The sequence below is a fragment of the Micromonospora sp. WMMA1947 genome, assembly GCF_027497355.1.
Lineage (GTDB): Bacteria > Actinomycetota > Actinomycetes > Mycobacteriales > Micromonosporaceae > Micromonospora.
The window spans coordinates 4,979,635-4,992,843 of the sequence record NZ_CP114909.1 but is presented as its reverse complement, the minus strand read 5'-3'; the positions used below and the strand labels follow the sequence as shown (position 1 = coordinate 4,992,843).

General features: G+C 72.5%; 11 protein-coding genes. 4 read left to right on the top strand and 7 right to left on the bottom strand.

The window, feature by feature from the left end; translation table 11 throughout:
* Positions 1-39 precede the first annotated feature (39 nt).
* From nrfD to O7604_RS23520, 4 genes are all read right to left on the bottom strand, one after another.
* Positions 40-1,260, bottom strand: coding sequence for an NrfD/PsrC family molybdoenzyme membrane anchor subunit (gene nrfD, locus O7604_RS23535; RefSeq protein WP_281577802.1), 1,221 nt, complete (start codon positions 1,258-1,260; stop codon positions 40-42).
* Positions 1,257-2,300 carry a 4Fe-4S dicluster domain-containing protein gene (locus O7604_RS23530; protein WP_281577801.1) on the bottom strand — a complete coding sequence of 348 codons (1,044 nt, stop codon included), beginning with the start codon at positions 2,298-2,300 and terminating at the stop codon, positions 1,257-1,259. The genes nrfD and O7604_RS23530 overlap by 4 nt, the downstream gene beginning before the upstream one ends.
* Entirely contained in the window at positions 2,293-5,616 is a 3,324-nt protein-coding gene (gene fdh, locus O7604_RS23525; RefSeq protein ID WP_269706029.1) for a formate dehydrogenase, read from the bottom strand. The genes O7604_RS23530 and fdh overlap by 8 nt, the downstream gene beginning before the upstream one ends.
* A gap of 299 nt (positions 5,617-5,915) precedes the next feature.
* The gene (locus O7604_RS23520; protein ID WP_281577800.1) at positions 5,916-6,503 is read right to left on the bottom strand and encodes a hypothetical protein; all 588 of its coding nucleotides are present in this window, start codon (positions 6,501-6,503) and stop codon (positions 5,916-5,918) included.
* Positions 6,504-7,438: 935 nt separating this feature from the next.
* On the opposite strand from O7604_RS23520, the gene O7604_RS23515 reads away from it, so the two are divergent.
* Both O7604_RS23515 and O7604_RS23510 read left to right on the top strand, forming a co-directional pair.
* A complete protein-coding gene (locus tag O7604_RS23515) occupies positions 7,439-7,765 on the top strand; it encodes a hypothetical protein (protein ID WP_013476750.1) in 327 nt (108 codons plus the stop codon).
* Complete coding sequence (locus O7604_RS23510) at positions 7,762-8,412, top strand: nucleotidyl transferase AbiEii/AbiGii toxin family protein (RefSeq protein ID WP_281577799.1); 651 nt, start codon at positions 7,762-7,764, stop codon at positions 8,410-8,412. The genes O7604_RS23515 and O7604_RS23510 overlap by 4 nt, the downstream gene beginning before the upstream one ends.
* A 63-nt stretch (positions 8,413-8,475) precedes the next feature.
* Here the strand turns inward: O7604_RS23510 and O7604_RS23505 are convergent, their stop codons facing one another.
* Positions 8,476-9,378 carry an SDR family oxidoreductase gene (locus tag O7604_RS23505; protein ID WP_281577798.1) on the bottom strand — a complete coding sequence of 301 codons (903 nt, stop codon included), beginning with the start codon at positions 9,376-9,378 and terminating at the stop codon, positions 8,476-8,478.
* A 151-nt stretch (positions 9,379-9,529) separates the two neighbouring features.
* Between O7604_RS23505 and O7604_RS23500 the strand changes: the two genes are divergently transcribed.
* Positions 9,530-11,320: a 5'-nucleotidase C-terminal domain-containing protein gene (locus tag O7604_RS23500; protein WP_281577797.1), complete on the top strand. Its 1,791-nt coding sequence runs from the start codon at positions 9,530-9,532 to the stop codon at positions 11,318-11,320.
* 40 nt (positions 11,321-11,360) lie between these two features.
* Here O7604_RS23500 and O7604_RS23495 read toward each other — a convergent pair whose 3' ends face one another.
* Entirely contained in the window at positions 11,361-11,546 is a 186-nt protein-coding gene (locus O7604_RS23495) for a hypothetical protein (RefSeq protein WP_269706014.1), read from the bottom strand.
* A gap of 90 nt (positions 11,547-11,636) precedes the next feature.
* Here O7604_RS23495 and O7604_RS23490 point away from each other — a divergent pair, with 90 nt between their 5' ends.
* Complete coding sequence (locus O7604_RS23490; RefSeq protein WP_281577796.1) at positions 11,637-12,671, top strand: NAD(P)-dependent alcohol dehydrogenase; 1,035 nt, start codon at positions 11,637-11,639, stop codon at positions 12,669-12,671.
* Between the two features lie 10 nt (positions 12,672-12,681).
* Here O7604_RS23490 and O7604_RS23485 read toward each other — a convergent pair whose 3' ends face one another.
* On the bottom strand, positions 12,682-12,825 hold the full coding sequence (locus tag O7604_RS23485; RefSeq protein WP_281577795.1) for a hypothetical protein: 144 nt from the start codon (positions 12,823-12,825) through the stop codon (positions 12,682-12,684).
* Positions 12,826-13,209: the final 384 nt, after the last annotated feature.

Below are 13,209 nucleotides of genomic sequence, written 5' to 3'. Positions count from 1 at the left end.
CAGTCAACCACAGCCGCCGCGCGGCCGCCCGGGGAGGTGTCAGACCTGGTCGGCGGCCCGCCGGTCGGCGCGTTCGCGCTGCGGCACCACCGTGTACCGCGGATCGCGTGCCGAGGCGACGCCGCCGTGGAAGATCCCGAACCGGGTGCACACCGACGCGGCGATCAGCGCGCCGCCGGACAGCGCGGACAGCACCCGGCTGCGGCGACCGACCAGCGCGCCGACCACACCGGCGGCGGTCAGCGCGCGGCCCGCGCGCAGCAGCTTGCCGGGTGTGCCCTGCGTGTAGGGCTCGCTGAGCAGCCCGAGCCGGTTCTCCACCCGGTGCGAACCCCACAGCTCCATCGCCGCGCCCGCGACCGCGAGACGCCGCGCCGGGCCGGCCTGCGCGCAGGGCGCGGCCACCAGCCCTACACCGGCACCGCTGGCCAGCGCGCTGCCCGCGAAGATGGCGGGCAGTTCCGGGTACGCCTCGTGCCACGACGGCACCGCCGTGTCCGCCAGCAGCACCCCGGTGTACGTGGCGAGCGCCGGCGCGGTGACGGCGGCGACCACACCGGCGGCGTGCCCGGCCGGGGGCAGCAGCCGGCGGCCGAGCCCCAGCACGCCGTGCTCGGGCAGCAGCGGGGCCACCTCGGCGACCGCGGCGGCCCCGGCGGCCGGGCCGAACACGCTGAGGATCCAGGTGCCCACCGACATCGGCGAGGTCACCTTCGCCACCCGCAGCATGTGGTGGAAGCGCGACGGCCGGCCCAGGTCGTTGATCAGGAAGTAGGTGCTCGCGCCGACCCCGGCCAGCGCGGCGACCCGGCCGGCGCGGCGCAACGCCGGGCGGCCGGTGAGCTGCCCGCCCGCGGCCAGCAGCGACGAGCCGGCGGCGAGGCCGCCGGTGAACAGGTACGCGGCGATGTCCCACCGCCACACCGGCGGCTTGAGGACGGGTCGGCCGTAGTAGGAGGTGAACTCGGCCGGCGGCACGGTGAGCTGCTCCCCGCCGCCCTTGCCGCCCTTGCCGCGGCGTCGGCGGGGTGCCGCGTCGCGGGGCGGGTGCGGGGGCAGGCCGGCGTCGCGGGAGCCCGCGTCGGTGCGGCCCATCCCGGGACCGGGCGCGGTGGCCCGGCTGCCGTTCTCCCGCTCGGCGGCGCTGCCGCGGCCCGCGCTCAGCCGCTCGAGACCGCCGTGCGGCCCGGCGGGGCGTTCGGCGGACAGGCGCTCGCGGAAACGGCGGAACAGGTCACCGACCGGGCGGTCCGGGCTCACGACGATCCTCCGACGAACGCGGCGACGGCGGCCGCCGCCATGGTCAGCGCGGCCAGCCCGGCCCGCTTCCACATCTTCGGCAGGTCCCGGGTGGTGACCACCGGGTCCGGCGGCAGCCCGTAGACCTCCGGCTCGTCGAGCAGCAGGAAGAACGCGCCGTCCCCGCCCACGCCGTCGGTCGGGTCGTGGCCGTAGAGACGTGCCTCCGGCACACCCCGCTCGTGCAGCGCGGCGACCCGCGTGGCGGCGCGTTCCCGCAGCTCGTCGAGCGGGCCGTACTGGATGGACTCGGTCGGGCAGGCCTGCGCGCAGGCGGGTGTCATGCCCGCGCCCATCCGGTCGTAGCACAGCGTGCACTTCCACGCCCGGCCGTCACCCTTGCGCTGGTCGATCACGCCGTACGGGCAGGCGGAGATGCAGTAGCCGCAGCCGTTGCAGATGTCCTCCTGCACCACCACCGTGCCGAACTCGGTGCGGAACAGCGAACCGGTCGGGCACACGTCCAGGCAGGCCGCGTGCGTGCAGTGCTTGCACACGTCGGACATCATCAGCCAGCGGAAGTCGGTGCGGCTCTCCACGCCGGTGGCCCGCCCGGGCGGCTGGGTGCCGGGCATGCCGAGGAACTCCGGACCGGCGGCCATCCGCGCCGCCGCCTCCGGCTGTCCCGGCGGCAGGCCCGGGTTCGTACCGGTGTCGGGGGCCGTGCCCGCGCCGACCGACGCCGACGCGGGGCTGACCGCCGGGCCGGTCGGGTCGCCGGCGAACGGCGGCGTGCGGTGCCCGGCCGGGCGGGGCTGCTCGATGAACGCGACGTGCCGCCACGAGTTCGCGGTCAGCGCGCCGGTGTTGTCGTACGACATGCCGAGCAGGTCGAAACCGGAGTCCGGGACGCCGTTCCACTCCTTGCAGGCCACCTCGCACGCCTTGCAGCCGATGCAGACGCTGGTGTCGGTGAAGAAGCCCATCCGGGGCGGCGCGTCGACCCAGCCCGCGTCCGGGGCCGGGTCGAGCGGGCCGTACAGGCTGTTGGCGTCAGGCATCCGGTTCCCCGTCCTGGTGCGCGGCGGGCGACCGCTCGTCGGTGCTGCCGGCGGCGTCGTCCCCGCCGCCGGCGTCGGTGGTCACCACGGGGATCTTCCGGTCCGGCGTCATCCCGGCCCGCCGCTGGTAGTCGCCGACCAGGTCGAGCAGCGGCGGGCCGGTGGGACGACGGCCGGGCCGGATGTCGCAGGTGCCGACCTTGCTCTCCTGGATGAGGACGTTCGGGTCCAGCGTGATGCCGAACAGGTCGTTCGCCGAGTCGCCGGTGACCAGACCCTCGGTGCCGAAGTGGTACGGCAGCCAGACCTGGTGGATGATCCGGCCGTCCACCCGCAGCGGGGTGAGCCGGTCGGTGACCAGCACCCGCGCCTCGATCACCGCGCGGCCGCTGATCAGGTGCGCCCAGCCCAGGTGGTCCAGGCCGATCTCGCCGGCCAGTTCCGGGGACACCTCGACGAACATCTCCGGTTGCAGCTCCGCCAGGCGCGGCACGGTACGGCTCATCCCACCGGCCGTGTGGTGCTCGGTGAGGCGGCTGACCGTGAACACGTACGGGAAGACCTGGCTGTGCGGCTCCGGCGGGCTCGGGTTCATCCGGTTGACCGGGTGCTCGTAGATCTTGCGGGTCGGGTTGGCCTGCTGACCGTAGAGCGGGTTGCGCATCGGCGACTCGGCCGGCTCGTAGTGCGTCGGCAGCGGGCCGTCCAGGACACCGGTCGGCGCGTACAGCCACGCCTTGCCGTCGCCCTGCATGACGAACGCGTCGTCACCGGCGAGCCCGGCCGGACCGGAGGCACCCTCGGGCGGCCGGTACGACGGCGGCTTCGTCTTCTCGAAGTCCGGCACGTCGTAGCCGGTCCACTCGCCGGCCTCCGGGTCCCACCAGACGTACTTCTTGCGCTCGCTCCACGGCCGGCCCTCCGGGTCGGCGGAGGCGCGGTTGTACAGCGTGCGGCGGTTCGCCGGCCACGCCCAGCCCCACTCGGCCGCCACCCAGTCCTGCTCGTGCCGGGACCGGCGGCGGGCCGCCTGGTTCACCCCGTCGGCGTAGACGCCGGAGTAGATCCAGCAGCCGATCGCCGTGGAGCCGTCGTCGCGGGCCTCGCCGAACGCGTTGAGCGGGCGACCGGTGGCCACCTCGTACCCGTTGATCTCCTTCAGCACCGCCTCGGCGCTCGGCTCCGCGTGCGGACCGTGCGTGGGGTAGTCCCAGGCCAGGTCCAGCAGCGCGCGGTCGCGACGCTCGGTGGAGCCGGCCAGCTTCTCCCGCAGCACGCGGCCCAGGTGGTAGAAGAACCACAGCTCGGAGCGGGCGTCGCCCGGCGGGTCGACGGCCTTCTCTCGCCACTGCAGCAGCCGCTGCGTCTGCGTGAACGTGCCCTCCTTCTCCACGTGCGAGGCCGCCGGCAGGAAGAACACCTCGGTGCGGCACTCCTCCGGCACGATCTCGCCGGTGGCGACCTCCGGGCTGTTCTTCCAGAACGTGGCGCTCTCGATCATGAACAGGTCGCGGACGACGAGCCAGTCGAGGTTGGCCATGCCGAGACGCTGGGCCCGGCCGTGCGCCGAGCCGACCGCCGGGTTCTGGCCGAGCAGGAAGTAGCCCTTCACCTTGCCGTCGATCATGTTCAGGACCTGCTGGTACGTGCCGTGGTCGCCGGTCATCCGGGGCATGTAGCCGTAGCAGAAGTCGTTCTCCGGCGTCGCCGCGTCACCCCAGTACGCCTTCAGCAGGCTCGCCGCGAACGCACGCGAGTTGCCCCAGAAGCCCTTCTGGCCCGGGCGCCGGATGCTGTCCACCCACTCGTCGAACGTCGGGTGGTCGGCGTGGTGCGGCATCGGCAGGTAGCCGGGCAGCAGGTTGAACAGCGTCGGGATGTCGGTGGAGCCCTGGATGCTGGCGTGCCCGCGCAGCGCCAGGATGCCACCACCCGGGCGGCCCATGTTGCCCAGCAGCGTCTGGATGATCGAGCCGGTGCGGATGTACTGCACGCCGACGCTGTGCTGGGTCCAGCCGACGGAGTAGACGAGCGCGCCGGTGCGTTCCCGGCCCGAGTTCTCCGTCCAGGCGCGCGCCAGCTCCAGGAACTTCTCCTCCGGGATGCCGCACACCCGGGCCACCATCTCCGGGGTGTAGCGGGCGAAGTGCCGCTTCAGGATCTGGTAGACGCAGCGCGGATGCTGCAACGTCTCGTCCCGTGGCGCCTGCGGCGGCACCGGCTCGCCGTGCGACTCGTGCTCCAGCCCGGAGGCCGAGTCACGTTCCTTGCCGGTGCCCCGGATCCGGGCGCTGTCCTCCTGGCCCTCGTACTGCCAGCTCGTGTGGTCGTACGAGCCGGTGTCCGGGTTGTAGCCGGAGAACAGGCCGTCCAGGTCCTCGGTGTCGGCGAACTGCTCACTGACGATGTTGGCCGCGTTGGTGTACGCCAGCACGTACTCCCGGAAGTCCAGCTCGTTCTCCAGGATGTAGCGCACCACGCCGCCGAGCAGCGCGATGTCCGTGCCCGCACGGATCGGCAGGTACGTGTCGGCGAGCGCGCTGGTACGCGTGAACCGCGGGTCCACGTGGAAGACCTTCGCGCCGCGCTTCTTCGCCTCCATCACCCACTGGAAGCCCACCGGGTGGGCCTCGGCCATGTTCGAGCCCTGGATGACGATGACGTCAGCGTTGACGAGGTCCTGCTGGAAGTCCGTCGCCCCGCCGCGACCGAAGCTGGTCCCCAGACCGGGGACGGTGGCGGAGTGTCAAATACGGGCCTGGTTCTCGATCTGGAGTGCCCCCATCGCCGTGAACAGCTTCTTGATGAGGTAGTTCTCCTCGTTGTCCAGCGTCGCGCCGCCGAGGCTGGAGATGCCCAGCGTCCGGTTCAGCGGGCGGCCCTCGTCGTCGACGTCCTCCCAGGTCTCCGCGCGGGCGGCGAGGATGCGGTCGGCGATCATGTCGAGCGCGACGTCGAGGTCGAGGTCTTCCCACTCGGTCGCGTACGGCCGGCGGTAGCGGACCGTGGTCGGGCGCAGCGGGCTGGTCACCAGGCTCTTGCTGGCCGAGCCCTTCGGGCAGAGCCGGCCGCGCGAGATCGGGCTGTCCGGGTCGCCCTCGATCTGGGTGACCTTGCCGCCGGAGTGGAAGACCCGCTGCCCGCAGCCGACCGCGCAGTACGGGCAGACCGAGCGGGCCATGCCGTCGGCGGTCTCGGTGCGGGGGGCCAACTCGGCGGAGCGCGCCGACTGGGCGGCGGCGCCGCGACCGAGCGGGTCGGTGCCGGTGAGTTGCCGGTAGACCGGCCACCCCTGGATGAACGTCTTGAACCCCATCCGCGCACCCCCTCTCCGTCGAGAACGGCTCACCTCTGCCTGTAACCCTAGGCCAGCGAACCAGGGCGTGCGACTCGAGCCCACAGACACAGCCGCCCCGGCCGGGTGGCCGGGGCGGCTGTGGGCGTCGGTGTGCATGTCGCCTCTCGGCGAGTGGCGCGACGCGGCTCCAGCCGAACGGTATTCCGCGAAGGCAATTTAGGTGAGGCCCGGGGACACTGAACACACCGACGCTCTGCACAACGGTACCGGGGTCACGGTTCTTCCGCTCGTTCCTCGTGACCCCGGTCACCGCCGGGTCAGCTGTTCCAGTGCTCGGCCACCAGGTCGGCGGCCTGCTGCTCCCACTGGGCGTAGTGGTCCGGGTAAGCGGACACCTGGACGGTCTGGGCGGCGACGGTCAGCGGCATGTCCTTCCAGCCGTCGACCTGCTTCAGGCCCTTGAGGAACGCGGTGGTGGAGTACTCGGGGTCGGTGATCTGCTCCACCGTGCCCCAGCCGCTGGACGGACGCTGCTGGAACAGGCCCTGCGAGTCGTGGTCGTTACGGTCACCCAGGTGGCCGAGGTTCTCCAGCTTCGACTCCTGCAACGCCGTGGCGATGGAGACGACCGCGGCGCGTTCGTCCATGCCGGCCTTCTTCGTCGCCGCGATGATCGCCTTCACGTTGGCGGTCTGCTCGTCGTTCAGGTCGATGTGGGACTGGGTGCCCTGCACGCCGTGCGGGATCAGCGCGGCGCTGTCCAGCTTCGCGGCGGCCTGGGTGGTGGTCACGGCCGTGTCGCGCACCGGGGTGCCGGCGTCGTGATTGAGAGGACCGGCGGCGAGGCCACCGGCGACGGTCAGACCGGCGATACCGAGGATGCTCTTGCGCAGGATCGTGTTCATGGTGGGCTCCGTTCGGGGGTCGACGCCCGCGCCGAGGGGGTTCGGGGCGGGTGCGAGCACCGTCAGGCGCTCAAGAGAGGTTCTTGGGGGGATCTCCGGCGTCCTGCTCACGCGGCCCGCGCCGGGGGGTGGCGTACGGGGCTCACTGGCGGCGCCGGAGCCATGTTCAACGACCGCCGGCCCGGGGTCATTCCCGGGTTCCGCCGCCCCCCTGCCGGGGCGCCGGGGGTGCTGCTGCGGTCGTTCACCAGGTATAACGCCCCGGCCCCGCCCCGGATTCCGCCACCCGGGTGTCCCCCACCACCCCAGATCCCGACACCCGGCGCAAGGTGTCCCCGGCACCCGGCACACAACGGACACGCCCCGCTCTCCACTCCGACCGACGCACCCACCGGCCGCTCGCGCACGCCCGTCTCGCCGCATCCCGCCCCACGTCGCGCCCGCCAACGCCCGGGCCACCCCTGCGGGGTCGATCATGAGGTTGACGGCACCTCGTGTCCGGTTTGTCGCCGCCAACCTCATGATCGACTGCAAGGTCAGGAGGCCGACGGCAGACCCGCCGGCCCCGAGCGGATGTCGCCGATCTCGGTGGAGGGCCCGCCCGCGAGAGATCTTGGTACGGAACGGCCCCCACAGGGGCGAGGACGTACCAAGATCTCCATCCGGCAGGGCGGGCACCGACGCGAGCAGGCCTCGGCGCACCCACCCACCGTCGGAGATCTTGGAAGAAAACGGCCCTCATGGGGCCCAAATCTTCCAAGATCTCCGGCGGGAGCGCGGTCGACAAGCGTGCGGTCGATCATGAGGTTGGCGGCGACAAAACGGACACCCCGTGCCGTCAACTTCATGATCGACGCGACAAGGGGCGGGGGGCGCGGAGGGGGAGGTGAGGAAGGGACGCGGGGAAGGGGCCGGGTTGGGGTTACCCTGATGCCATGTCGGTCAGCGCGCACGCGTACCTCGCCCGTCCCGGGCGACCCGCCGTGGTGGCGCGCACCCTGGACGAGCTGACCGGTCCCACCACCGGCATCGTCGAGCTGCCGGTACGCCTGATGTGGAGCAGCGAACGCGCCTTCGACCTGGGCGACCCGGACGAGTTGCTCTGGATGTACGAGAACGTGCTGCGCGAGACGACCCGGGTGGAGGACCTGCGCGAGCTGATCCACGCGGGCACGTTGCGCCGGCTGTGGCCGCTGCTCAACCTGCCTCGGGGCGTACGCCTGGCCTGGGAGGGCCGGCACCGGAGCCTGCGCGCCGCGTGACCCATCCGCACGACTTCTACCGGCAGGTGGCCCGGGTGGCGCTGGCCGCGGCCGGCCCGCACCGCTTCGTGCTCGGCGGCGGCGTCGCCTGGGCGGCGCACGGACTGGTCACCCGCCCCACCGAGGACGTCGACCTGTTCGCCGACGTGGAGGGCGCCGCCGCGGCGGCGGCCGACGGGGTACGCGCGGCGCTGGAACGGGCCGGGTACCGGGTGGCCGAGGTGGACCCGGGCGGGCTGGGCGAGGTGTTCGACGGTTTCGAGCGGGACCTGCGGGACTTCGTGGTGAGCCGGGACGGCCGGCAGATCCGCCTGAGCCTGGCCCGCCTGGACCGCCACCGCAGCCCGGTGGTGATGGACCTCGGCCCGGTCATGGACGTGCGGGACCTGATCGCGAACAAGACCGCCGCGCTGGTGAACCGGCGGGAGGTACGCGACTACATCGACGTCTCCGCCGCACTGGACCGGTACAACGTGGCGGAGCTGCTGGAGCTGGCCCGGCAGGTCGATCCGGCGCTGGACGACGAGGATGTGCGCGCCGCGGGGCGCTATCTGGACGGGCTGGCCGACAGGCGGTTCACCCGCTACGGCCTGGACGCGCCGCAGATCGCCGAGGTCCGCCGCCGGATGGCCGCCTGGCCCCGCTGAGCAGCGGAACCAGGCGGCCGAGCGCGGGACCGGAAGGCCACGACGGCACCAGCCGGGGCTGGCTCACTTCGTCGGTCGGCCACCCGTCACGCCGAGGATCTCGCCGGTGACGTAGCTGGACTCCTGCGAGGCGAAGTAGACGTACGCGGGCGCCAGCTCGGCCGGCTGACCCGGACGGCCCAGCGGCGTGTCGGTCCCGAACTGCTTCACCTTCTCCTCCGGCATCGTGGCCGGGATCAGCGGCGTCCAGATCGGACCGGGCGCGACCGCGTTGACCCGGATGCCCCGCTCGGCGAGGTTCTGCGCGAGCGCCTTCGTGAAGTTGGCGATGGCCGCCTTGGTGGTGGCGTAGTCGAGCAGCTGCGGCGACGGGTCGAACGCCTGGATCGACGACGTGTTGATGATCGTCGAGCCTTCCTTCATGTGCGGCACCGCGAACTTGCAGAGCCAGAACATGGCGTACACGTTGGTCTTGAAGACCCGGTCGAACTGCTCGGTGGTGATGTCGAGCAGGCCGTTGTCCTGCGACATCTGGTACGCCGCGTTGTTGACCAGGATGTCGACGCCGCCGAGGTCGCGGAGCGCCTGGTCGACCAGGGCGCGGCAGTTGGCCTCCTCGCGCAGGTCGCACCGCACCGCGACGCCGGTGCGCCCGGCCTGCTCGATCAGGGCGACCGTCTCCTGGGCGTCCTTCTCCTCCTCGTCGGCGAGATACGTGACGAGCACGTCGGCGCCCTCGCGGGCGAAGGCGATCGCGACGGCCCGGCCGATGCCGGAGTCACCGCCGGTGATGATCGCGCGCTTGCCGCTGAGCCGGTCGCTGCCCCGGTACGACTCCTCGCCGTGGTCGGGCTTCGGCCCCATCTCCTGCTCGTTGCCGGGCGGCGTCTGGTGTTGCGACGGCTGCCCGTCGCGCTGTCCGTACTGTTCGGCCGGGTGCTGCTGGGTGAACTGGTCCTCGCTCATGGATGCGCCCCTACCCCGGTGACCGGCGCGAAAACAGCAGCGTGTGACCGGAAGGGAAACAATTCGGGCCGGTGTGGCGCAGGCGCCATGTGGTGGTTATGGTGCGCAACGGCGCCCACAAGGCGCGTACCCCCATTCGGAAAGGCACCTCATGACCTCCTCCTCCGGCGCCTCCCGGCGCCAGGTGCTGGCCGTCGCGGCCGCCGCCGCGACCGCTCCCCTGCTGGCCGGCGCGCCCGCCGAGGCGAAGCCGAAGCAGCCGAAGACCTGGGACCTGACGATCCTCGGCACGTCGGACACCCACGGCAACGTCTACAACTGGGACTACTACAAGGACGCGGAGTTCGACGACAGCAAGCACAACGACGTCGGCGTCGCGAAGCTCGCCACCCTGGTCAACCAGATCCGCGCCGAGCGCAAGGGCAAGGCGACGCTGGTCCTCGACGCCGGTGACACGATCCAGGGCACGCCGCTGGCGACGTACTACGCCAAGCAGGAGCCGATCACCACCACCGGTGAGACGCACCCGATGGCCCGCGCCATGAACATCCTCCGGTACGACGCGGTGACGCTCGGCAACCACGAGTTCAACTACGGCCTGCCGCTGCTGGCCACCTGGATCGAGCAGCTCGGCTTCCCGGCCCTCGCGGCGAACGCGCTCAACGCGAAGACCGGCAAGCCGGCGTTCCTCCCGTACGTGATCAAGGAGGTCAAGCTCGGCGGGCACGGCGCCCCGAAGCTGCGCGTGGGCATCCTCGGCCTGACCAACCCCGGCGTGGCCATCTGGGACAAGGGCAACGTCGAGGGCCGCCTGGTCTTCGCCGACATGGTCGCCACCGCCGCGAAGTGGGTGCCGGAGATGCGCCGCCGCGGCGCCGACCTGGTCGTCATCTCCGCGCACGGCGGCGACAGCGGCACCTCGAGCTACGGCCCGGAGCTGCCGAACGAGAACCCGACCGCGCTGATCGCCGAGCAGGTGCCCGGCATCGACGCGATCCTGTTCGGCCACGCGCACAACGAGGTGCCGGAGAAGTTCGTCACCAACCTCACCACCGGCGAGCGGGTCCTCACCTCGGAGCCGTCGAAGTGGGGCCAGCGGCTGACCCGGATGGACTTCACGCTGGCCCGGGAGAAGGGCCGCTGGACGGTCACCGCCAAGTCGGCCACCACGCTGAACACCAACACGGTGGCCGAGGACCCGGCGGTGCTCGCGGCCGTGCGCGGCCAGCACGCCACGACCGTGGAGTACGTCAACCGCGTCGTCGCGCAGTCCAGCATGGAGCTGTCCGCTGCCGAGTCGCGGTACAAGGACACCCCGATCCTGGACTTCATCAACCACGTCCAGACCGAGGTGGTCACCGAGGCCCTCGCGGGCGGCGAGTACGCGGGCCTGCCGGTGCTGTCCATCGCCGCGCCGTTCAGCCGTACCGCGGTGTTCCCGCAGGGCGACGTGCGCATCCGCGACGTGGCGGGCCTCTACGTGTACGACAACACGCTGGAGGCGGTCGTGCTGACCGGCGCCGAGGTGAAGGCGTACCTGGAGTACTCGGCGAAGTACTTCGTCACGCTGCCCGCGGGTGCGCCGGTGAACCCGGAGACGATCAGCGACCCGGCGGTGCCGGACTACAACTACGACGTGTTCTCCGGCATCGACTACGACATCGACATCGCCGAGCCGGTCGGCCGGCGGATCACCCGCCTGGTACTGGCCGGCACCGACACCCCGGTCGCGGCGGACGCCCGGTTCGTGGTGGCGGTGAACAACTACCGGCGCAGCGGCGGCGGCAACTTCCCGGGCATCGTGAAGACCCAGGTCTACAACGCCCAGCAGGAGATCCGCCAGCTGCTCATCGACTGGGCGCAGGCCAAGGGCGTCATCGACCCGGCCGACTTCTTCGTGCCCAACTGGAAGCTGGTCCGCGAGGGCGTGCCGGTCTTCTGACCGTGCGGGCGGCGGGGTCCGGGCGGGTGCCCGGGCCCCGTCAGCCGCCCGCGCGCAGGTGCCACTCCGACTCCCCGCCGACCGGGTCCGGCCGGTCCGGCGGGGTCTCGGTCTCCACGGACCCCGTCAGGTCGTCCGGGCGTACCCGGGCCGGCAGTTCGCCGAAGCGGACGTGCCGCAGGAACGCGTACTCCTCGTCGGTGAACGACTCGGCCGGCTCGGTCATGACCGCATTGTGCGCCCGCCCCTCCCGTCAGCGCATCAACCGTCACGGCACGGGTATGCCGCCGCGACGACCCGACGAGGTGGAGGAGACATGCGCGCAGTACGGATGACCGCACCCGGGGTGCTGGAACACACGGAGGTGCCCACACCGCAGCCCGGCCCCGGTGAGGTGCTGCTGCGCGTCGGCGCGGTCGGGGCCTGCCATTCGGACCTGCACATCCTCGAGGCGCCGGCCGGGGTGTTCCCGACCCCGATGACGCTGGGACACGAGATCGCCGGCACCGTCGACACGATCGGCGCCGGGGTGGACGGCTGGTCGCCCGGCGACCGGGCCGCGGTCTACGGGATCATCGGCTGCGGCCGGTGCCGGGCCTGCCTGCGGGGTGAGGAGAACCGGTGCCGGGTCACCCCGGTCGGGGGCATCGGGCTCAGCCGCGACGGCGGGCTGGCCGAGTACGTGGTGGTGCCGGTGTCCCGGCTGCTGCCGATCGGCGACATGGACCTGACCCAGGCGGCGCCGCTGACCGACGCCGGGCTGACCCCGTACCACGCGGTGGAGCTGGCCCGGCCCCGGCTGCGGCCCGGCACGACCTGCGTGGTGATCGGCATCGGCGGGCTCGGGCACATGGGGTTGCAGATCCTGCTCGCCACCACCGCGGTGCGGGTCGTCGCGGTGGACACCAGCACCGCGGCGCTGGACCTGGCCGGCCGGCTCGGCGCCCACCACACGGTGCAGGCCGGCCCGGACGCGGTGGACAAGATCCGCGAGCTGGTCGGGCCGCCACCGGACGGCGCGGACGTGGTCCTCGACTTCGTCGGCGCCCAGCCCACACTGGACACCGCCCGTCAGGTCGTCGCCACCGGCGGGCAGATCCTGCTGGTGGGCCTGGCCGGCGGCACGCTGCCGGTACGGCCGGTCGCCGACGAGCCGCCACCGGTGCCGTTCGAGGCCGGTGTGGTGGTGCCGTTCTGGGGCACCCGGGCCGAACTGCAGGAGGTGATCGCGCTGGCCCGCGACGGCCGGCTGCGCGCCGACGTGCAGACGTTCCCCCTCGCCGAGGCGCCGCAGGCGTACGAGGCACTGCGCCGGGGCGACGTGCACGGGCGGGCCGTCATCGTCCCCTGACCGGGGCTCCTCAGCCGTGCTGGAAGACCGGGGCGAGCACCTCGGCCAGGCGTGCCTTGACCGCGTCCCGGTGCGGCTGCGGCAGCGGCTCGTCGTGGCGGCGCAGCCCGATCCCGGTGTCCAGCAGCACGTAGAGCGCCCGCAGCGTCCGCATGCTGTTCGAGGCGTGGGCCGGGGTGGTGCCCCGGGGCAGCGCGGCGTAGCTCGCCGCGACCGGGTCCAGCCAGCAGGTCGGCGCCGTGGGCCACCGCGTGCAGCCAGCCGAGCTTCGCGTCGTACCCGCGCAGGTCCGTCTCGGCCGGGTACCAGGCGCGGAACGCGGTGAGCCAGGCCGGATCGAGGTCACCCCGGCTGACGATCATGTCGAGCACCAGCGGCGCGAACGTGCGGGCCTGGATCTCCGGGTCGGTGAACCGCTCGGCCATGATCGCGCCCAGCTTCGCCCGGTGGTCGGCGTCGATGACGTCCCGGGCTGTCCAGGTGCGCAGCACCATGTACGGTGCGCCGTCCCGGACCGCCGGGTCGGGATCGCGCAGCG